This window comes from Nonomuraea helvata (assembly GCF_039535785.1).
In the GTDB taxonomy this organism is placed as follows: domain Bacteria; phylum Actinomycetota; class Actinomycetes; order Streptosporangiales; family Streptosporangiaceae; genus Nonomuraea; species Nonomuraea helvata.
Genome location: NZ_BAAAXV010000009.1, coordinates 2,738,778 through 2,758,100, shown reverse-complemented (window position 1 = coordinate 2,758,100; position 19,323 = coordinate 2,738,778). Strand labels below are relative to the sequence as shown.

At 70.6% G+C, this 19,323-nt stretch carries 17 protein-coding genes; 9 read left to right on the top strand and 8 right to left on the bottom strand.

What is annotated here, in order from left to right; all coding sequences use genetic code 11:
* Positions 1–51: 51 nt before the first annotated feature.
* Entirely contained in the window at positions 52–321 is a 270-nt protein-coding gene (locus ABD830_RS46195) for a sulfurtransferase TusA family protein (protein ID WP_345001602.1), read from the bottom strand.
* A 103-nt stretch (positions 322–424) separates the two neighbouring features.
* Here ABD830_RS46195 and ABD830_RS46190 point away from each other — a divergent pair, with 103 nt between their 5' ends.
* On the top strand, positions 425–3,286 hold the full coding sequence (locus ABD830_RS46190; protein ID WP_345001599.1) for an AfsR/SARP family transcriptional regulator: 2,862 nt from the start codon (positions 425–427) through the stop codon (positions 3,284–3,286).
* On the opposite strand, the gene ABD830_RS46185 is transcribed toward ABD830_RS46190, so the two are convergent.
* From ABD830_RS46185 to ABD830_RS46175, 3 genes are read right to left on the bottom strand one after another with little or no spacing between them, the layout of a single operon-like run.
* Complete coding sequence (locus ABD830_RS46185) at positions 3,208–4,524, bottom strand: FAD-dependent monooxygenase (protein WP_345001597.1); 1,317 nt, start codon at positions 4,522–4,524, stop codon at positions 3,208–3,210. The genes ABD830_RS46190 and ABD830_RS46185 overlap by 79 nt on opposite strands.
* Before the next feature lie 47 nt (positions 4,525–4,571).
* The gene (locus tag ABD830_RS46180; RefSeq protein WP_345001594.1) at positions 4,572–5,456 is read right to left on the bottom strand and encodes a phosphotransferase enzyme family protein; all 885 of its coding nucleotides are present in this window, start codon (positions 5,454–5,456) and stop codon (positions 4,572–4,574) included.
* 10 nt (positions 5,457–5,466) lie between these two features.
* Positions 5,467–5,688 carry a hypothetical protein gene (locus ABD830_RS46175; RefSeq protein WP_345001592.1) on the bottom strand — a complete coding sequence of 74 codons (222 nt, stop codon included), beginning with the start codon at positions 5,686–5,688 and terminating at the stop codon, positions 5,467–5,469.
* A 52-nt stretch (positions 5,689–5,740) separates the two neighbouring features.
* Between ABD830_RS46175 and ABD830_RS46170 the strand changes: the two genes are divergently transcribed.
* The 4 genes from ABD830_RS46170 to ABD830_RS46155 all read left to right on the top strand — a co-directional run bounded on the left by ABD830_RS46170 (position 5,741) and on the right by ABD830_RS46155 (position 9,637).
* Positions 5,741–6,877 carry a sensor histidine kinase gene (locus ABD830_RS46170; RefSeq protein WP_345001590.1) on the top strand — a complete coding sequence of 379 codons (1,137 nt, stop codon included), beginning with the start codon at positions 5,741–5,743 and terminating at the stop codon, positions 6,875–6,877.
* Positions 6,874–7,542 (top strand): response regulator, encoded by a 669-nt coding sequence (locus ABD830_RS46165; protein WP_345001586.1) that lies wholly within the window; start codon positions 6,874–6,876, stop codon positions 7,540–7,542. Before ABD830_RS46170 ends, ABD830_RS46165 begins: the two co-directional genes overlap by 4 nt.
* A gap of 97 nt (positions 7,543–7,639) precedes the next feature.
* Positions 7,640–8,887: a cytochrome ubiquinol oxidase subunit I gene (locus tag ABD830_RS46160; RefSeq protein ID WP_345001584.1), complete on the top strand. Its 1,248-nt coding sequence runs from the start codon at positions 7,640–7,642 to the stop codon at positions 8,885–8,887.
* A gap of 9 nt (positions 8,888–8,896) precedes the next feature.
* Positions 8,897–9,637, top strand: coding sequence for a cytochrome d ubiquinol oxidase subunit II (locus ABD830_RS46155; protein WP_345001581.1), 741 nt, complete (start codon positions 8,897–8,899; stop codon positions 9,635–9,637).
* Between the two features lie 17 nt (positions 9,638–9,654).
* Here the strand turns inward: ABD830_RS46155 and ABD830_RS46150 are convergent, their stop codons facing one another.
* Complete coding sequence (locus ABD830_RS46150) at positions 9,655–11,403, bottom strand: bifunctional metallophosphatase/5'-nucleotidase (RefSeq protein WP_345001579.1); 1,749 nt, start codon at positions 11,401–11,403, stop codon at positions 9,655–9,657.
* Positions 11,404–11,442: 39 nt separating this feature from the next.
* Entirely contained in the window at positions 11,443–12,177 is a 735-nt protein-coding gene (locus ABD830_RS46145; RefSeq protein WP_345001576.1) for an SDR family NAD(P)-dependent oxidoreductase, read from the bottom strand.
* 67 nt (positions 12,178–12,244) lie between these two features.
* On the opposite strand from ABD830_RS46145, the gene ABD830_RS46140 reads away from it, so the two are divergent.
* From ABD830_RS46140 to ABD830_RS46125, 4 genes are all read left to right on the top strand, one after another.
* Positions 12,245–12,841, top strand: coding sequence for a TetR/AcrR family transcriptional regulator (locus ABD830_RS46140; RefSeq protein ID WP_345001574.1), 597 nt, complete (start codon positions 12,245–12,247; stop codon positions 12,839–12,841).
* Positions 12,842–13,117: 276 nt separating this feature from the next.
* A complete protein-coding gene (locus tag ABD830_RS46135) occupies positions 13,118–13,492 on the top strand; it encodes a lactococcin 972 family bacteriocin (RefSeq protein ID WP_345001572.1) in 375 nt (124 codons plus the stop codon).
* Between the two features lie 123 nt (positions 13,493–13,615).
* Positions 13,616–15,721 (top strand): hypothetical protein, encoded by a 2,106-nt coding sequence (locus ABD830_RS46130; RefSeq protein ID WP_345001570.1) that lies wholly within the window; start codon positions 13,616–13,618, stop codon positions 15,719–15,721.
* A gap of 18 nt (positions 15,722–15,739) precedes the next feature.
* A complete protein-coding gene (locus ABD830_RS46125) occupies positions 15,740–16,387 on the top strand; it encodes an ABC transporter ATP-binding protein (protein ID WP_345001567.1) in 648 nt (215 codons plus the stop codon).
* Here ABD830_RS46125 and ABD830_RS46120 read toward each other — a convergent pair.
* On the bottom strand, positions 16,374–18,035 hold the full coding sequence (locus ABD830_RS46120; RefSeq protein ID WP_345001565.1) for an alpha-amylase family protein: 1,662 nt from the start codon (positions 18,033–18,035) through the stop codon (positions 16,374–16,376). The genes ABD830_RS46125 and ABD830_RS46120 overlap by 14 nt on opposite strands.
* 85 nt (positions 18,036–18,120) lie before the next feature.
* Positions 18,121–19,266 carry a PucR-like N-terminal domain-containing protein gene (locus ABD830_RS46115; RefSeq protein WP_345001563.1) on the bottom strand — a complete coding sequence of 382 codons (1,146 nt, stop codon included), beginning with the start codon at positions 19,264–19,266 and terminating at the stop codon, positions 18,121–18,123.
* Between the last annotated feature and the right edge of the window lie 57 nt (positions 19,267–19,323).

Below are 19,323 nucleotides of genomic sequence, written 5' to 3'. Positions count from 1 at the left end.
CGGATAACCCTCATACTCTAGGGCACCCCCTCCGGTAAGGGAATTAACCGCTTAAGCCACGTGCCACGGCTTGGCCGCCTCGGTCTCCTTCGCCGCGCCGGCCACGCGCAGCGCGTACGTGGGCCGCTCCGCCCCCGGCACCGGCCCGAGATAGGTGTGCCCGGTCAGGTGGCACCAGGCGGGCAGGTCGACGGGCGCGGCGGGATCGGCGGCGATCAGGTGGATCACGGCTCCGGGACCGGCCGCGCGAACGTGCCCGCGCAGCTCGATGAGCAGCTGTACGCAGAGCTTGTCGCCGCCGTCCACCACTAGATCAGGCATACATCCAGGAAACCACCAGAGCTCACGAACCGGGAACGTCCCGCCCCGCCGCTGGGTCGAGACGGGGTCGTAATGTGGAGTCGGCGCGCGAGGGGAGTGCGGGGTGCGGGTCGGGATCCTGGGGCCGCTTCAGGTGGCTGGGAGCGAGGTCGCGGGTGCTCGGGTGCGGGTGCTGCTGGTGCGGCTGGCGCTGGACCCCGGCCGCGTCGTGACCGCCGACCGGCTGATCGACGACCTGTGGCCGGACGAGCCGCCCGCCCATCCCATGGCGGCGCTGCAGTCGCTGGTGTCCAGGGCCCGCAGGGAGGCGCCCGGCCTGATCACGTCCCATCCGGCCGGATACGTGCTCGACGTGCCGCCGGACGAGGTGGACGCGTGGGCGTTCGAGCGGCTCGTACGGGCCGGTGACGTGCACAGGGCGCTGGCGCTGTGGCGGGGCACGGCCTTGGCGGACGCGTACGAGCTGCCCTTCGCCGAGGCCCCGGCGGCCCGCCTGGAGGAGCTGCGCCTCACCGCCCTGGCCGCGAGGATCGCCACCGACCTCAATGCCGATAATCCCGAAGCCGAGGATCGCACGGAGCTGGTGGCCGAGCTGGAGGAGCTGGTCGCCGCCCATCCGTTACGCGAGCCGTTCCACGCCCTGCTCATACGCGCGCTGACCGCGAACGGGCGGCGCGGCGAGGCACTCGGCCTCTTCGAACGGACAAGAGCCGCCCTGGCCGACGAGCTGGGCGTCGACCCCGGCCCCGAGCTGCGGGAAGCCCACCTGGAAGCACTCAAGGACCAGGAGCCGAGCACCAACCTGCCCGCCCGGCTCACCAGCTTCGTCGGCCGGTCGGAGGACGTCTCCCGGCTGAACGTGCTCCTCGGCCGCGCCAGGCTGGTCACGCTCGTCGGCCCCGGCGGGGCGGGCAAGACCCGGCTGGCCGTGGAGGTGGCCGCGGGCCTGGCGGTGCCGGACGGCGTGTGGCTGGTGGAGCTGGCCGCCGCCACCGACGTACGGGCCGCCATGGAGAGCGTGCTGAGGACGACCGACCTCGCCAGAGCCCTGCGCGGCACCGCGCCCCTGATCGTGCTGGACAACTGCGAGCACGTGATCGAGGACGCCGCCCGGATCGCGCAGTGGCTGCTGTCCGAGGCAGGAGGGCTGCGGATCCTCGCCACCAGCAGGGAGCCGCTCGACATCCCGGGCGAGGCGCTGCACCAGGTGCTGCCGCTGCCGGAGGAGAAGGCGGCCGAGCTGTTCATGGACCGGGCCGTCGCCGCCAGGGCCGACGTCAGGCTGAGGCGGGAGGAGGCCGTGCGGATCTGCCGCGAGCTCGACGGCATCCCGCTGGCCATCGAGCTGGCCGCCGCGCGCCTGCGGACGATGCCGGTGTCCGTGCTGGTCGAGCAGCTCGATGACCGGCTGGCCTTCCGCGGCGGCCGTACGTCCGAGCCGCGCCACCGCACGCTGCGCGCGGTCATCGACTGGAGCTGGAACCTGCTCTCCGAGCGCGAGCGCGAGCTGCTCCGCGGCCTGACGGTGTTCTCCGGCGGTGCCACGTACGAGGCGATCTCCCGGGTGTGCGGCGGCGACCTCGACCTGCTCTCCTCGCTGGTGGACAAGTCGCTCATCCAGCTCTCCGGCGACCGCTACACGATGCTGGAGACCATCAGGCAGTACGCCGCCGCCGACCTCCCCGAGCTCCGCCTGGCCCACGCCCGCTACTACACCGGGCTGGCCGAGACTGCGGAGCCGCACCTGCGGACCGGCGAACAGCTCAGGTGGCTGGCCGTGCTGGACGCCGAGCAGGGCAACCTGGACGCGGCGCTGCGCCACACCGACGACCCGCTCAGGCTGATCCTGCCGCTCTTCTGGCCGTTGACCCTGCGGAGCAGGCACCGCGAGATCCGGCAGCGGGCCGAGTCGGTGCTGCGCAGGGCGGGAGACGTGCCGCCGCCGGGCCGGGAGCTGGCGCACGGGCTCTGCCGGGTGGTCATGGGGGCCGAGCCCACCCGGGCGGTGCTGGAGTCGGACCATCCGGCCGCGCTCAACTCCTGGGCGATGGAGATGATCAGCGGAGGCGCGCCGCCCACCGACGTGGTGAGCCGCACCGATCGGGCCGCGGAGCGGCTGCGCGACCATCCCGACCTGTGGACCAGGTCGGCGGCGCTGCTGATCGCGGGCATCGTGCGCTTCGAGTACGGGGTGGTGGCCGAGGCCGAGGACCTGCTGAGACCGGCGCTCGAGGGGCTGAGGCGCACCGGCGACCGGTGGGGGCAGTGGGCCGGGCTCTTCTGGCTCTCGCTGGCCGCCGAGAACCGCGGAGACTACGCCGCGGCGGTCGCCCTGGCCGAGGAGCCGGAGCGGCTGGCCGCCGAGCTGACGGGGCCCGACACCTCGATGGGGGTGATGACGTTCCTGCTGCGGCTCGGGCAGCTCAAGGGGCGCGCGGGTGACCACGCCGGGGCCGCCGCCGCGCTGGAGCAGGCGTGGGGCGCTGCCGTCAGGTCCGAGGACCGGGCGATCGTGGCCAGGGTCATGCATGCCAGGGCCGAGCTGGCCAGGCGCACCGGCCGCCCCGAGGAGGCCGCCCGGCTGCTGGAGTCGGCGCTCGCGCTCGACGTCGAGCTGCCCGCGCAGGCCAGGGCGTTCATGTACGTCGAGCTCGCCAGGGTGGGCGAGCCCCGCGAGCCGCTGCGCCGGGCCCTGGAGCTGATGGTCACGTGCTCCGACAGCACCGCGCGGGCGACCGTGCTGGAGGGCGTGGCCGAGCACCTGGAGCCGGGGGTCGCGGCCGAGCTGCTCGGCGCGGCGCGGGCACTGCGCGGGATCGGCGAGTCCGCCGCTCCCCACGTCAACGAGCTCGCGGCGAGGTGCCGGGCCGCGCTGGGCGAGGACGGCTACCGCGCGGCGTCTGAGCGGGGCTCCACGATGCCGAACCCCGAGAGGTACGCGCTGAGCCCGCTCTCGTCCCCGTGATATCCGATGTAGCCGTCGGGGCGGACGAGGATGACGCCCTCCTGGCCGTCGAGCGGCGGGAGCACCTTGAACGGGTACTCCGCCGCGGTGTCGGCCAGCAGCAGGAAGCCGGTGCCGCGCTGCTCCTCGAAGAGGGTGCCGAGCCGGTCGCCGCCGCGCTCCCCCACGGACAGAGGGCTGCCGAGGTAGGCCAGGCCGAGCTGGTTGGTGTCGTCCCCGCGCTTGCTGTCCTTCTCCCTGTACAGGCGGGTGCTGAGGCCCAGCACGTGCTCCGCGACCGCCATCCGCTCGTCCTCGTACGTCTCGAGCAGCGCCTCGGAGCCGATGGCCAGCTTCCAGCCCAGGTTGTAGGCGTCCTGCACGCCGGTGTTGAGCCCCTGGCCGCCCGCCGGCGTGTGCACGTGGGCCGCGTCCCCGGCCAGGAACACCCTGCCGACCCTGAACCGCTCCGCCATGCGGATGTTGACCCGGTACTCGGAGCGCCACACGATCTCGTCGATCCGCACGTGCGGGGCGTGCTCGGCGACGAGCCCGACCAGGTCGTCGTCGCCGGTGTACGGGGCGACGAGCTGGAAGACGTCGGTGTTCGGCAGCGGGCAGAGCGTGAAGTGGAGGGTCTGCTCCGCCGGCGAACCCCAGACGTGCCAGTGCTCCCGGTCCAGGTCGCCCGTCCTGATGTCGGCCAGCAGCATGCGCTCGCTCTCGTGGGTCTCACCGGCGAAGCCGACGCCGAGCTGCTTGCGTACGGTGCTGCGGCCGCCGTCCGCCCCGACCAGGTACGCGCAGTCGACGCGCTCGCCCGTGCTCAGCTGGGCCGTCACGCTCGCGTCGTCCTGCTCGAACCCGGTCAGCTCGACCCCGAACTCCACCTGATGCCCCAGCTCGGCCAGCCGGTCGCGCAGGATCTGCTCGGTCCGCCACTGCGGCTGCATGATCAGGTTGGGGTACGGCACGCCTTCCGACGCGTCACGGATCTCGTCCATGCGCCCTTCCCAGACGACCTGGTCGCCCTGGTAGCTGCGCAGGACCGGGTACTCCCGGCCGGTGGCGAGGATCTCGTCGATCACGCCGAGGTCGTCGAAGACCTCCAGCGTGCGCGGCTGCAGCCCCTTGCCGCGCACGCCGGTGGGCGGCTGCGGAGATCTTTCGATGATGCGGAGGTCGACGCCCCTGCGGGCCAGCTCGATGGCCAGGGTCAGTCCGGTCGGCCCGGAGCCGACGATCAGCGTGTTCGTCATGGGAAGGACGATGCACGGGGGCGCTGCCAGATCTCTGTCAGCCGCTTTCAGGGGCGCAGCTGATGGAACAGCGCCACGCGGGCGCGGTGGTACTCGAGGTCCTCCTCGTCGTGCCGCACCCCCGCGCCTACGGCCTTGCGGAAGTAGGCGTACTCCCTGCGGAGCTTGTGCCTGATGAGCTGGGCCAGCGCCTCCTCGTCCAGCTCTCCGGCGGTGCCGCCCGCCTCGTGGTACGCGTCCACGAACTCCTTGCTCGGCCCGAGCTCGTCATCCCCCCATTCGAGGGCCGCGGCGGCGAGCTCGACCTCCGGGGCGCCGACGAACGTCTCGTCCCAGTCGAGCACCGCGACGATGCCGCCGTCCCTGGCCAGCGTGTTGCCGGTGTAGTAGTCGCCGTGGAGCGGATGGCGCAGCGGGCGCCGGGCGTGGAACTCCGCCAGCCAGCGGTCCAGCGCGGGATCGTCGAGGTCGGGGGCGTCCTGGGGCGGCTCGCCGTACAGGCCGGACTCCTGGAAGGCGGGTACGGGGCGCGGGCCCGGGCGGAACGTGGCCAGCGACTCGTGCAACCTGGCCAGCAGCCGCGCGCCCGCCGCGCGCTGCTCCGGCACGTCGGAGTCCGGCCAGTCACCCTCGACGTAGGGCCAGCAGGAGACCGGGTGGCCCGCCACCATGATGACCGTCGCCCCGTCAGCGGTGGGAACGGGTGCGACGGCCTCGGGCAGAGTGGTGGCGGCGTGCAGGGCTGTCGCGTGGCACCACTCGGACTCGGCCGCGGCGCGCCCCGCGGGGCCGATGCGGACGACGTGGCCGTCCAGCCGGTAGGCGGCGGACTCCTCGCCGCCGTGCAGGCGCTCGCCGTCGCCCGTGAACCCCCACGTCAGGGCCACGGCCTCGCGGATCTCGGGGGTCAGCGGGGTCTTGGTGTAGATCACCCTGCCAAACCTACGTGACGCCTTCCTGCTGGAGGCGCTGGAGCAGGGTGTCCCGGCGGCGCTCGAGCTGGGTGATCAGCTCTTCCTGCTCGTCCGCCTGACTGATCACGGCCGAGATCTCCACCTGGTCGGTCGCGCCGAAGTCGCGAACCTGGTTGCGCAGGTCCTGGTTCTCGGCTCTCAACCTGGCCAGGTCCTCTTCGACCTGCTGGAGTTCGTCCTTTGTGGTCATTTACCTGCTCTACCCAGATGCGTCCCTCCGATTACCCCCCACAATGGGAGGCATGCGAAGGCCGTCCACCAGCACGATCGTGTCACTGGTCGTGATCGCGGCGACCCTGGTCGGCGTGGCCGTGACGTACGCGTTCGGGGGTGCCGAGCAGCCCAACGCCCTCGACCTGGTGCTGCCGATCATCGGCTGCGGCGTGCTGCTGCTGCGGGAGCGCTACCCCGTCGGGGTGCTGATCCTGGTGATGGTGGTCGTCGCCGTGTACTACCGGTACGCGGGCCTCGACGGGCCGCTCGCCATCCTGCCGTTCGTCGCCCTCTACACCGCGGCCGACCGGGGCCACCTCACCGCGGCCATCGCCATCGGGGCGGCGTCGGTGCTGGGCATGGGGATCGGTGAGACCGGCGGTGTCAGGCACGTGGACAACAGCCTGTTCCTCATGATCGCCGGCTGGGAGGTCGCCGCCATCGCGTTCGGCGGCGTCACCCGCAACCGCCGCGCCTACCTGCGGGCGGTCGAGCAGCGCGCGCTCGAGGCCGAGCGCAGCAAGGAGGAGGAGGCCAGGCGGCGGGCGAGCGAGGAGCGGCTGCGGATCGCGCGCGAGCTGCACGACGTGCTCGGGCACAACATCTCCATGATGAACGTGCAGGCCGCGGCGGCGCTGCACGGGCTGAAGAAGCGGCCGGAGGACGCCGAGACGGCACTTCGGACGATCAAGGACACCAGCAAGGAGACGCTGCGCGAGCTGCGTACCACCCTGGGCGTACTGCGCCAGGTGGACGAGGACGCCCCGACCAGGCCCGCGGGCAGCCTGGCGCGCGTGGACGCGCTGGTCGCGGCGTCGGGGCTGGAGGTGCGTACGGAGCTGTCCGGGCCGCTCGACGCCGTGCCGGCGGAGGTGGACCTGGCCGCAGTCCGGATCATCAGCGAGTCGCTGACCAACGTCTCCCGCCACTCCGGCACGACCCAGGCCACGCTCACGATCAACAACGCATCCGGAAATATCATGATCTGCGTGGAGGATGATGGGCCGGGTGCCACGTACGACGAAGGCAGCGGCTTCGGTCTGCAGGGCATGCGCGAGCGCGCCACCGCGCTCGGCGGCACCCTGGAGGCCGGCCCCCGCGCCGAGGGCGGCTTCCGCGTCGTCGCCCACCTGCCACTGAACCAGCCATCGAATGGGGCCGGATGATCCGCGTACTGCTCGCCGACGACCAGACCCTGGTACGCGCCGGGTTCCGGTCCATACTCAGCGACGAGGACGACTTCGAGATCGTCGCCGAGGCCGCCAACGGCGCGGCGGCCGTGGCCGGGGCCCGCGAGCACCGGCCCGACGTGGTGCTCATGGACATCCGCATGCCCGAGCTCGACGGCCTGGAGGCCACCCGTCAGATCACCGCCGACGCCCGGCTCGAGGGCGTCAAGGTGATCATCCTGACCACGTTCGACCTGGACGACTACGTGTACGCCGCGTTGCAGGCCGGCGCGAGCGGCTTCCTGGTCAAGGACACCGAGCCGGCCGAGCTCATCCACGCGGTCAGGGTCGTGGCCAGGGGCGACGCGCTGATCGCGCCGTCGATCACGCGGCGGCTGATCGCCGAGTTCGCGGGCCGGGTCAAGCGCCCCGAGCCCGGCCCCGAGCTGAACGCGCTCACCGAGCGCGAGCGCGAGGTCATGGCGCTGGTGGCCGGCGGCCTGTCGAACGACGAGATCGCGGCCCGGCTCGTGCTCAGCCCCGCGACGGCGAAGACGCACGTCAGCCGCATCATGACCAAGCTGTCGGTACGTGACAGGGCGCAGCTCGTGATCATCGCGTATGAGGCCGGCATGATCGTCCCGGGCTGGGTTACACCCTGAGTCGTACGCCGGGCGATCTTCGTGCGACCGGAGATGTACGGCAGGTTGCCGCCCCGGCATGACGCGGCAGGCGTAGCCGTACCGGGAATCTCTGAGCATGGACACCGTGGATCTGGCCCGCCTGCAGTTCGCCCTCACGGCGGGTGCGCACTTCCTCTTCGTGGCGCTGACGCTCGGCCTGGCGACGCTGGTCGCCGCCATCCAGACCAGGGCGACCTTCAGCCGCGACCCCGTGCACCTGAGGATGACGCGCTTCTGGGGCCAGCTCTACATCATCAACTACGCGATGGGCATCGTCACCGGACTGGTGATGGAGTTCCAGCTCGGGCTGTCGTGGAGCGGGCTCACGGAGTACGCCGGGAACGTCTTCGGGTCGGCGCTGGCCATCGAGACGCTGGTGGCGTTCTTCGTCGAGTCCACGTTCCTGGGCCTGTGGATCTTCGGCTGGGACCGGCTGAACCGGTGGGCGCACCTCGCGCTGATCTGGGTCGTGACGCTGACCGCGTACGCGTCGGCGTTCTGGATCATGGTCGCGAACGGCTTCCTGCAGCACCCGGCCGGCCACGTGGTGGACGGCGGCGTGCTGCGGCTGGTGGACCTCGGGGCGATGGTGGCCAACCCGGCGGCGCTGGTCGCGTTCGGCCACATCATGGGCGGCGCGATGATCACCGGCGGGTTCTTCCTGGCCGGGGTGAGCGCGTACCACCTCCGTAAGCGCACCGCCGAGCAGGACTTCTTCCGCAAGTCGCTACGGATCGGGATCGGGATGGCGGTGCCCGCGCTGTTCGTCACCGTGACGTTCGGCGGGCTCGGGTTCCAGACCCTGCAACCGACCAAGACGGCGGCGTGGTCGGGCTCGCCCGCCGAGATCGCCGCACTCCAGGCGCAGATGGCGGCCGCCCACGGCCCCGGCGACTACATGCCGCCGGTGGGCCCCGTGCACGGCGCGGGCATCACGATGATGACGCTCTGGCTGGTGATGACGGTGGTCGCCTCGCTGAGCGGGCTGCTCGTGCTCTTCCGCCCGGTCGTGCGCGGGTTCCGGCTGTGGCACTGGCTGCTGACGCTGATGATCCCGGTCCCGTTCGTGGCCATGCTGTCCGGCTGGATCTTCCGCGAGCTGGGCCGCCAGCCGTGGGCCGTGTACGGGCTGCTGAAGACGGCCGACGCGATGTCACCGGTGTCCGCGGCCCAGATGCGCTTCTCCATCACCGCTTTCGCCACCGTGTTCGCCGTGCTGATCGCGATCAACTACTGGCTCCTGGCCAGGCACGCCCACCGTGGGCCCGCCGCTGCGGCGCTGGGCGCCACCGCTCCCGCTCCCGCCCCCGCCCTTTCCTTCTGAGGAGCCGACATGGAGATCTTCATCCTGGCCTTCTTCGCGCTCGGCTACCTCTTGCTGGCCGGGGCCGACATCGGGGTCGGCATGGCGCTGCCGTACCTGGGCAGGTCGGCCGGCGAGCGACGGGAGGTGATCGCCGCCATCGCGCCCTTCTTCCTGGGCAACGAGGTCTGGCTGGTGGCCACGGCGGGCGTGCTCGCGGGGCTGTTCCCCGAGCTGGAGGGCACGCTGCTGAGCGGCAACTACTCCCTGGTGGTGACGCTGCTCCTGGCATGGGTCGTCCGCGACATGGGCCTGTGGCTGCGTGGACGGGCGCCGGGGCCGCGGTGGCAGGCGTTCTGGGACGGCGCGATCGTGGCCGGGAGCTGGGGGCTGGCCCTGAGCTGGGGTTCGCTGCTCAGCCACGTGCTGCTCGGCATCCGCGGCCCGCTCGCCGTGCTGCCCGCCCTGGTGCTGGCCGCCCTGTTCGCCACGCACGGGCTCGCCTTCGCGGCGCTGCGGCTGCGCGCCACCCTGCGGGAGCGGGCGGCCGTGCTGTCGGGCGGGACGGGCGAGGCCCGCACCTACGCGCTGACGGCCGCCGCGCTGCTGGCCGTGGGGGTGCTGGCGGGCCTCCGGCTGCCGCTGCACCCCGGCACGTCGGGCGACGTGCTGGCGCCGGTCATCCTGACCCTGATCCCGCTGCTGGTGGCCGCCCAGGGCTGGGTGTGGTGGACGTTCAGGCACCGGGTCACGGGACCTTCCTACCTCTGACCCGGTGCCCGTACGCGCTAGAAGACCGGCACGCCGTCCCTGGTCAGCTTCCAGTTCTGGACGGCGAAGTCACCCGGGTCGACGGTGCCCTTGGCGGTGGCGTAGTCGATCAGCGCCTGGCGGATCTCCACCTGCGCGTTGTAGAGCACCGGGGCGCTCGCGACGTGCGGGAAACCGCCGCCGCCCGACTGCCGGTAGTTGTTGATCGCGACCACGAACTCCTTGTCGGCCGGGACCGGGGCGCCGTCGTAGGCGAGGTTGGCGATCCGCTGCCCGACCGGCTTCGAGATGTCGATGTCGTACGACACCCCGGAGAGCTGGTCGTAGTTGTAGTCGGGGGTGTTGCCGGCGTTCGTCAGCTTGGTCACGTCCACCGGGGCGCCGGGGGCGAGCTGGTTGAAGTACTTGGCGGAGTACTCCAGGTAGTCCTTGATCTGCGCGCCGGTCAGCTTGACCGCCAGCAGCGTGTTGTCGTAGACGTACAGGCCGGCCACGTCCCTGACGCGGATGTCGCCGGCGGGGAAGACGGCGGTGCGGCTGAAGGGCGCGGCGATCGACAGCACCGGCAGCGTGTTGCCCGGCAGCGCCTGCTTGACCGTCTCCACCTGCACGTGCTGGATGTAGTCGAGGATCGCCGTGTCCTTGTACGGCGACTCCGCGGCCGACAGCTCCTGCGCCGACTTGGCCACGACCTTGTTCACGTAGCCGACGGTCGCGTCGTGCTGCGGCTTGAGCAGCTGGACGATCTTGGGGTCCTCCTGGACCGTGTTCGTGTTGACCGTGGCGGACGACTTGCCGGTGACCACCCACCTGCCGTGCTGCTTGGTGAGCTGGAAGTCCAGCCTCGACAGGCGCTGGCCCCACTTGCCCGGCTCGGTCAGCAGCACCTGCCGCCCCGTCACCTTGTTCGTGACGAACCGCTGGGGCACGTCGTTGTGCGCGTGCCCGAACAGCACCGCGTCGATGCCCGGCACCTGCTCGGCCACCATCGCGGAGGCGTTCTCGACCGGCAGGTCGCCGCCGTAGGAGGACATGCCGTTGTCGCCCGCGTGCGCGGTCACCACGACCACGTCCGCGCCGAGCCCGCGGATGACCGGCACCCACTTCTTCGCCGACTCGACCAGGTCGGTGAAGCGGAGCTTGCCCTCGACGTTCGCCTTGTCCCAGATGGCCACGCCGGGGTTGGTCAGCCCGAGCACGCCGACCTTGATCGGCTTCTCGCCCTCGACCCTCATGGTCTTGATCACGAACGGCCGGTACGCGGGCAGCCCGCTCTTGTCGTGGACCGCGTTCGCGCCGAGCACCGGAGCCTTCATCTGCTTGATCCAGGTGGCCAGCAGCGGCAGACCGTAGTTGAACTCGTGGTTCCCCAGCGTCACGGCGTCGTACCCGATGGCGTTCATGGCCTTGGCCATGGGGTGGATCTGGCCGGTCTGGGTGATCGGCTCGACCTTGGCGTAGTAGTACGCAAGCGGCGTGCCCTGGATGGTGTCACCCGAGTCGAACAGCAGCGTGTGGTCCGCCCCGCGCTCGGCCCTGATCTGGTTGACCAGGGATGACACCTTGGCCAGCCCGACGCTGTTGCCCGCGCTGTCGGCGTAGGCGGTGTCCTTGAAGTAGTCCCAGTTGAGACCGTTGCTGTGGATGTCGGACGTGCCCATGACCGTGACGGTGACCGAGGCGGCACCGGCCTGCGCGGGGGGAGCCACCAGGGCCAGCGCGCACAGCGCGGCGGCCCCGGTGAGGGCGAGCTTCTTGGTCTGCATGAAAGTGGAGAGTAATCAGGACGAATAGCCCGCGCTACCTCAGAGGTTCCCGCCGCCGGTGGCGTCGATGGTGCTGCCGGTGATGAAGCTCGCCTCGGGCGAGGCGACGAACGCCACCGCGTTCGCGATCTCGTCCACGCGCCCGATCCGGTTGACCGCGTGCCTGCTGGCCGCGTACGCCTCGGCCTCCGGGTTGCCGCGCAGCCAGCCGGCGTTGACGTCGGTGTCGATGATGCCGGGGGCGACGTTGTTGACCGTGATGCCGCGCGGGCCCAGCTCCTTGGCCAGCGCCAGCGTGAACACCTGCACCGCGCCCTTGGTCATCGCGTACGCGATGCTCTCCGGGAAGGCGATGCGGACCACGCCCGAGGTGATGTTGACGATCCTGCCGCCGTCGGGGATCAGTGGCAGCAGCTGCTGGGTGAGGAAGAACAGACCCTTGACGTTGACCGCGAACAACCGGTCGTAAGCCTCCGGCGTCTCCTCCGCGATGGAGCTGGACCTGCCGATGCCCGCATTGTTGACCAGCACGTCGAGGACGTCCGCCTCACCTCTCACCCGCTCCGCGAGCCGGTGCACGTCCTCCTGCCGTCCCAGGTCGGCCTGTACGGCGAACGCGCTGCCGCCGTCCTGCTCGATCAGGCGCACGGTCTCCTTGGCGGCCGCCTCGTCCGCGGCGTAGTTGACGGCCACCCGGAGGCCGTCCCTGGCCAGGCGGAGCGCGATGGCGCGGCCGATCCCCCTGCTGGCTCCCGTCACTAGGGCGGTCCTCATCCTTCGCAACCTTTCTTTAGCGATCGATACAGTAAACATAACATAGCGATCGCTATAGAATGTGCGCATGGCCAGACAGCGGGCGTTCGACAGAGAGGTGGCGCTGGAGCGGGCGCTGCTCTCGTTCTGGCGGCACGGCTACGAGGCGACCTCCGTCGCCGAGCTGACCGCCGCCATGGGGATCAGACCACCCAGCCTGTACGCGGCCTTCGGCGACAAGCGCCGGCTGTTCGAGGAGGCGGTGCGGCGTTACCAGGAGACGTACGGGGCCTTCACGGCACGGGCGCTCGCCGAGGAGCCGACCGGGCGTGCGGCCATCGAGCGGGTGCTGCGGGAGTCGGCCGCCGAGTTCGCGAGCGACTCGCACCCGGCGGGGTGCCTGATCATCACGGCCGCCGTCAACTGCGGGCCCGAGTCGGCCGAGGTCCAGGAGCTGCTGCGGGGGTTCAGGGAGGCCACCAAGGCGGCGCTCAAGGCACGGATCGACGAGGACGTGGCGGCCGGGCGCCTCCCGGCGGACACGGACACGGCGGGGCTGGCGACGTTCTACGCGGCGGTGATCCAGGGCATGTCCACGCAGGCTCGCGACGGCGCCTCCCACGCGGCCCTCCGCCGCGTCGCCACCCTCGCCATGTCCGCCTGGCCCGCTACTCCCTCACCCTGACCCGACTGCTCGACGTTGTCGCCACCCGGACGTTGCATCGAGGCGCAAGGTTCTTCAAGATCGCCTGGGATCGTGGCAATCTCCTGTTGTCGCTTTCCGGAAGATTCTGCGCTTCCGGTGGTCCCGTGCGGTCCGCTGGAGGTGGCGGGAACAGGGGGACCCGGAGAAGCCGAACGCGACGGCCGGACGGCCGCCGCGCTCGGGCTTAGATGCACTCCAAGATTACTCCCCTTCCCGGTAGGCATCGGCATGTCCGTATCAAGGGAGAGGATCTCCATGCGAAAGACGTTCAAGCGCAGCCTCGTGATGGTCGCCGCGATCGGCGCAGTCGTCCTGGGCGGGGTCAGCGCGGCTGTGGCCGCCGAGGGAACGGACGAACCCACCGAGGGATCGGTGCTCATGACCCCGGGTGACGTGAGTGCCCAGACGGTCAAGAGGATCGGCGGCGGCACGTGGAATTACGGCACCCACGTCACCAATGGCTACTCGGACTACCTCCACAACAGGAAGTGCCACGGCTCGTCCACGTCGTCGGGCCACCACTACAACGCCGACCACGACGTCGCGAAGGGAAACTGGGCGCAGTCGAAGGTCTGGAGGGACGGCAGCGCCGGGATCAAGGCGTTCTGGACGAACACCGGCAATTGCTGAGGATCGGCGAGCACGTCGCTCAGCCTGTCTGAGTGAGCACGCCGTAGGGGTGACGTGGAAACGGATCTTCACGTCACCCCTGCGCATCAGTGAACGACGTCTGGTCCGAGGAGATGGTCTTCCATGCGCCACCACGGCGTGCGGCTCGTCTACGTTGTCATGCTCGTTGTCTCGGTGCTGCTGGCCTTCCTGGTGCTGCAGGATCTCGACAAGGAGCCGACGCTGGGTGAGACGGCCACGATCTGGATCCAGGACACCCGCGGCTCGGCGAGCGGCGTCCAGACCGCACTGATGGTCACCTCCTACGCGCGTGACCATCGTGTCTCGATTGTGCGGGAGGTCGACGACTTCCGGGATCCGGACGGCCTCCTGCATCTCTACATCGCCGCGGGCGATGCCGGATCTGCTCCCGCGGCCTGGCTTCGGCGGGGGTTCTCCTCCTTCGGCGGCTTCCCTCACGTCGAAACCCATCCGTTCGAGCGGATCGGCGATCTCGATCCGAGAGGCATGTACCAGGTGTACGGTCCTCGCGGCGCGGTCGGGGGGCTTCGCGCCGAGTTCGCCGGACTCGGCCTCACCGGCGATGTGGTCGAGCCCCTCGGGCTCGGCTTCCGAATCAGCCGTTTCGCGCTGCCTCCGCTGGGACCGGCCTTTCTCGTCGTGGCACTCAGCGTGGTGCTGGCCGTGGGCGCGAGCGTGCTGTTGAGCGCCAAGGGCTACGGAGTGCTCCGCCTTCAGGGCATGTCGTTCCTGGCAATTGCCCGGTGGGATCTACGCCGGCTGGCGCCCTTCTGGCTGATCGCCGCCGCGAGCATCACCGCGATCACACTGGCCTTCCTCGGCCTGTACAACGGATTCGCCCGCCTGGGGCTGTTCGCCGTGGTGGCCGGCGGCGTGGCGGCCACACTCAGCCTGCTGGCCCTCATGGCCCACCTCGGCGCGCTCGCCCTGGTGGCCCGTAGCGACATTCTCCACGGCCTCAAAGGTGCGGTGGCGCCCGGCCCCGCGATGGCGAGCGCCTATCTGGTCCGGATCATCGCCGCGCTCCTCGTCCTCGTCGTCGGCGGCAGCACTTTGGTGTTCGGGCAGGACCTCGCGCGCAGGCAGGAGAGCGGCAAGTACTTCGCCGCGCTGGGTGCGGCGACCTACATCGCCCTTCCCGGGAGCCGCACGCGAGAGGGGGGCGAGAAGATGCTTGAGCAGGTCGGCCGGTGGCTGCGCCAGGCCGACAAGCGCGGGCAGGTCGTCGCGGTCTTCCGGTGGCCGCTGGAGCAGTTCGGGTCCACGGGAGCGCGGCTGCCCCACGGCGACCTGCTGTTCGTCAACGAAACCTTCCTCACCGAGCAGCCGATCCTGGACCCGTCGGGAAGGCGGTACGGCCCGGATCCCCGGGGCCGGGTGCGTGTCATCGTGCCAGAGAGACTCCGCCGACATGCCGGCGTCATCACCGCGAACGCCCCCCTGGCGATCAACCCAGCGGACGAGGGCAAAGGGGTGCGCCGGACAGGGGTGGAGCAAGTATGGGCCAGGGACGGCCAGACGGTCTTCACCTTCGGAGCCTGGCCCAGGGGGTACGAGGGCGAAGGGCCGGACGGATTCCCGCTGGACAGATCGCTGGTGCGCGATCCTGTGCTCGTCGTCATTCCGAACGGGTCCCCCCTCGTCACCGAGCGCAATTACTCGGCGCGGGCGACGCAGGACGGGATCGTCTTCACCAACCCCCGGGACGTGCTGGCCGCCCTCGGGCGAGAGGTGCCGAAAGAAGACATCGCAGACATGGCCCCGGTCGCCCAGCGCGCCGCCGCGGACTACGCGCAATCCGTCCACAAGCTATGGATCAGCGTGCTCAATCTGACGGCGGCCCTGGCAGTGCTGTTCATCACCGGGATCGGGGTATGCGAGATCTATGCGCGGAAGGACGCGCAGGCGGTCTTCGCCAAGCACATCAGCGGCTGGTCGTTCTGGGCGATCCACTGGAAGCTGTTCGTCCTGGACGGGGTCGTCGCCATCGCGATCCTGGCCTGGGTCGGCTGGGACAACTGGACCAGGCTCGCGACCTCCGGCGAGTTCACCGCCCAGGGGGTTCCCCCGCCGCCGGACCTGCCGCCGGCCGACTGGTGGGAGCTGGCTCCCGCCGCGGGGGTGACCGTGCTGGCGACGGCCCTGCTGGTGGCCGCGCTCCGCCTCGCCCACCACCGCATCGTCACCGAACACGCCGCCGATGTTTGAGCAAGCCGGGAGCCGACTGTGATCCTTGTCAAGGAGCTGTCCAAGTCCTTCGGTCGCCGCACGCTGTGGGCGAACCTCGACCTCACGGTCGCCGGCGGCCAGATGCTGGCCCTGACCGGCCCCAGCGGAGCGGGCAAGTCCACCCTCCTCAACTGCATCGGCCTGCTCGAATCGCCAACCAGCGGGCAGATCCTGTATGAGGGCGCGGATATCACCCGATTCGGTAAGAGGGCCGGACGCCGCTTCCGTCGTGACGTGCTCGGCTACCTGTTCCAGAGTTATGCGCTCATCGAGAACGCCACGGTGGCCGAGAACCTGGAGATCGCGACCACCGTCCGGGCGGATCGGCGTTCCCGCTGCCGTGACGCGCTCGAACGCGTGGGCCTCGCCGGACGCGACAAGGAGAAGATCCACCATCTCAGCGGCGGCGAACAGCAGCGCGTCGCGCTCGCCCGCCTGCTGGTCAAGCGGCCCTCCCTGATCCTGGCCGATGAGCCGACGGCTGCCCTTGACACCGCCAACGCCGCCATGGTCCTCGACACCTTGCGAGAGATGAGCGACGCCGGAAGCGCCGTGATCATCGCCACTCACAGCGAACACATCCGGGGCAGGTGCGATGCCGCCTTCGAGGTCGGCGCCGTCGGCACGGCTGTCACAGGGCCTTGACCGAGGCGTCCTCCGGGGCGACCTCGGGGCGTGAGGCGCGGAACCAGCGGCAGCCGTGGGGGTCCAGCGGGACCCGTACCGAGCCGTCCGCCGAGACCTCCAGTGTGCCGTCCACCAGGAGGTCCGTGAGGTGGTAACCCTCCAGCCCCTCCAGCGTCAGCTCCACGTCCACGGCCGTTTCGCACAGGTTGTGCGTGACCACCACCGTGGCCCCGTCGGCGTCGCAGCGGTGGGCGAGGACCGAGGGCCGGCCGGTGTCCAGCACCGTGTAGCTGCCCCACGCCAGCTCGGGGCACTCGCGGTAGCGCTCGATCAGCAGTTGGAACCAGCGCAGCAGCGAGTTCACGTCCCGCTTCTGGTCGGCCACGTTGACCCGGTCGGGCGCGAAGGAGCCCTCCGGGATCTCGCGTACCGGCTCCGCCTGGGTGAAGCCGCCGTCCGCCGACCACTGCATGGGGATGCGGACCGCCATGCGGCCCTCCTCGTCGAGGTTCTCGCCCATGCCGATCTCCTCGCCGTAGAAGATCACGGGTGTGCCGGGCAGCGAGAACAGCAGGCTGTAGGCCATCTTGATGCGCCGCAGGTCCCCGCCGAGCATGGTCGGCAGGCGGCGGCGCAGGCCGCGGCCGTAGATCTGCATGTCCTTACGCGGCCCGAACGCCTCGAAGATCTCCTGCCGTTCCTCCTCCGTGAGCTTGTCGAGGGTGAGCTCGTCGTGGTTGCGCAGGAACATGGCCCACTGGCAGTCCTTCGGCGGCTTGGGGCGCTCGCGCAGGGCGCGGGCGAGCGGCGTGGCGTCGCTGCGGGCCATCGACAGCCAGGCGTTCTGCATGCCGATGAAGTCGAAGCACATGGTGAGCTGGTCGCCGAGGCCCTCGCCGAAGTACGACGGCAGATCCTTGTAGGGGACGTTGACCTCGCCCAGCAGGATCGACCCGCCCTTGCGCCGCGTCATGAACGCCCGCAGGTCCGCCAGGAACTCGTGCGGGTTCGCCAGCTGGGGGTTGACGTTCTCGATGAGGAACGGCACCGCGTCCACCCTGAACCCGGACAGCCCGAGCTCCATCCAGAAACCGAGTATGCGCGCGATCTCGTCCCTGACCTCGGGGTTGCCGACGTTCAGGTCCGGCTGGTGCCGGTAGAAGCTGTGCAGGTAGTACTGTTCCGTCTTCTCGTCGTACTGCCAGACGCTGTTCTCCTTGTCGGGGAAGACGATCTGCGAGGGGTCGTCCGGCTCGGGGGTGTCGGACCAGACGTACCAGTCGCGCATGGGCGAGTCCCTGCTCGACCTGGATTCGACGAACCAGGGGTGCTGGTCTGAGGTGTGGTTGACCACGAGGTCGGCGATCACCCGCAGGCCCCGGTCATTGGCGGTACGCATGAACTCCACGAAGTCGCCCAGCGTGCCCAGTCGCGGGTCGATGTTGTAGAAGTCGGTGATGTCGTACCCGTCGTCCCTGTTGGGGGTGGGGAAGAACGGCATGAGCCAGAGGCACGTCACGCCGAGCCCCGCGAGGTAGTCGATCTGCTGCGTCAGCCCGCGGAAGTCGCCCACGCCGTCGCCGTTGCCGTCCTTGAACGTCTCCACGTCGAGGCAGTAGACGACGGCGTTCTTGTACCAGACGTCGGAGGTGTACGTCAGTCGCATGCGACGACCGCTACCCCCAACGGGCGCGCTCAGGCTCCTGGAGCCGCCGGAGCGCCGAGCGCGCAGGTCAGGGCATGAGGTGGGCTCAGGCCCCCTGGACGGCCTGTCTGGCGCGGAGCGCTATCTCCAGCTCGAAGCGGATGTCAGGATCGGCGAGTTGGTCCCCGTACAGCTCCTCGAGCTGCCGCAGCCGGTAGCGCACGGTCTGCGGGTGCACGTGCAGCCTGGCGGCCACCTCGCCCGCGCCGCGCCCGTACCGCAGCCAGGCCAGCAACGTCTCCGCCAGCCGGTCCTGCTGCGCCGGCCGCAGGTGCGCCAGGGGCGCGAGCCGCACCTCGGCCAGCGCGTTGACCAGCTCCTCGTCCTTGAACACCACCAGCGTCGCCATGTGGTCCTCGCACCGCAGCGTCCCCCGGGGCAGGACGCCGCGCCGCGACAGCTCGAGCGCCTCGCCGGCCCACCGCAGTGAGGTCGCGGCGGCGGCCAGGGGCACGGCGGGACCGATCGCGGCCCGGCGCCCGCGCAGGGCGTGATCGAGCAGCCGGGCCCGGCCGGGTCCGTTCGGGTCGGGCGCGAGCAGGCACGGGACCGGCCGGTCGAGGCCCAGGAGCACGTCGGGAGCCGGCGCCGGCATGCCGTGCCGGTCGTCGAGCGCCACGCAGGCGACGGTCTTGGGCAGCCGCCACCCGGCGGACTTGGCCAGCTCGGCGACGGCCTCCGCGCCGGCGGGCGGGTGGCTGAGCAGCAGGTCGAGCAGGCGGGCGCGGCGGCGCTCGATCTCGCCGGCGGCGCGCGCGCCGGCCTCCTCGAAGCCCTCGGCCGCCGCGTCGGCGAGCTGGTCGAGGTAGACGAAGATGGCCTCGCCCAGGTCGTACAGGGTCTGTGGGGACAGCCCGAGCGGCTCCGCGAGCTCCGTGAGGCGCCGCCAGCCGACCCGGGCGCCGAGCCGCATCGCGGTCTGGAGCGGCTCGAGGTTGCGGCCCTCGGCCGCCTCGCCCTTGCCGATCATGCGGAACGGCTCCGGGTCCCAGGGGGTGTCCGGGTTCTCGATGCGGTTGAGGAAGCCCTCGATGGCCTGCTCGACCGCCATCCTGATGACCTTGAGGTAAAGACCGTCCGATGGCCGGGCGTACTCGGGGATCCGGGTCTGGATCTCCTCGATCACCTCTTCTGTGACCGTGCCGACCCCCGCCCTGAGGGCTTGCACGGGGATATCACTCGTGATGACCATCGTCCCTCCCGTCGCCATTGTGACCCAGGCAACAGGAGATTGTGTAGCAAGAGCTTG

What these genes read in the sequence shown, in the direction of transcription:
- ABD830_RS46195 (WP_345001602.1), bottom strand. Translation starts at nt 321, where the DNA reads ATGCCTGATCTAGTGGTGGACGGCGGCGACAAGCTCTGCGTACAGCTG.
- ABD830_RS46185 (WP_345001597.1), bottom strand. Translation starts at nt 4,524, where the DNA reads ATGACGAACACGCTGATCGTCGGCTCCGGGCCGACCGGACTGACCCTG.
- ABD830_RS46175 (WP_345001592.1), bottom strand. Translation starts at nt 5,688, where the DNA reads ATGACCACAAAGGACGAACTCCAGCAGGTCGAAGAGGACCTGGCCAGG.
- ABD830_RS46170 (WP_345001590.1), top strand. Translation starts at nt 5,741, where the DNA reads ATGCGAAGGCCGTCCACCAGCACGATCGTGTCACTGGTCGTGATCGCG.
- ABD830_RS46165 (WP_345001586.1), top strand. Translation starts at nt 6,874, where the DNA reads ATGATCCGCGTACTGCTCGCCGACGACCAGACCCTGGTACGCGCCGGG.
- ABD830_RS46160 (WP_345001584.1), top strand. Translation starts at nt 7,640, where the DNA reads ATGGACACCGTGGATCTGGCCCGCCTGCAGTTCGCCCTCACGGCGGGT.
- ABD830_RS46155 (WP_345001581.1), top strand. Translation starts at nt 8,897, where the DNA reads ATGGAGATCTTCATCCTGGCCTTCTTCGCGCTCGGCTACCTCTTGCTG.
- ABD830_RS46150 (WP_345001579.1), bottom strand. Translation starts at nt 11,403, where the DNA reads ATGCAGACCAAGAAGCTCGCCCTCACCGGGGCCGCCGCGCTGTGCGCG.
- ABD830_RS46145 (WP_345001576.1), bottom strand. Translation starts at nt 12,177, where the DNA reads ATGAGGACCGCCCTAGTGACGGGAGCCAGCAGGGGGATCGGCCGCGCC.
- ABD830_RS46140 (WP_345001574.1), top strand. Translation starts at nt 12,245, where the DNA reads ATGGCCAGACAGCGGGCGTTCGACAGAGAGGTGGCGCTGGAGCGGGCG.
- ABD830_RS46135 (WP_345001572.1), top strand. Translation starts at nt 13,118, where the DNA reads ATGCGAAAGACGTTCAAGCGCAGCCTCGTGATGGTCGCCGCGATCGGC.
- ABD830_RS46130 (WP_345001570.1), top strand. Translation starts at nt 13,616, where the DNA reads ATGCGCCACCACGGCGTGCGGCTCGTCTACGTTGTCATGCTCGTTGTC.
- ABD830_RS46120 (WP_345001565.1), bottom strand. Translation starts at nt 18,035, where the DNA reads ATGCGACTGACGTACACCTCCGACGTCTGGTACAAGAACGCCGTCGTC.
- ABD830_RS46115 (WP_345001563.1), bottom strand. Translation starts at nt 19,266, where the DNA reads ATGGTCATCACGAGTGATATCCCCGTGCAAGCCCTCAGGGCGGGGGTC.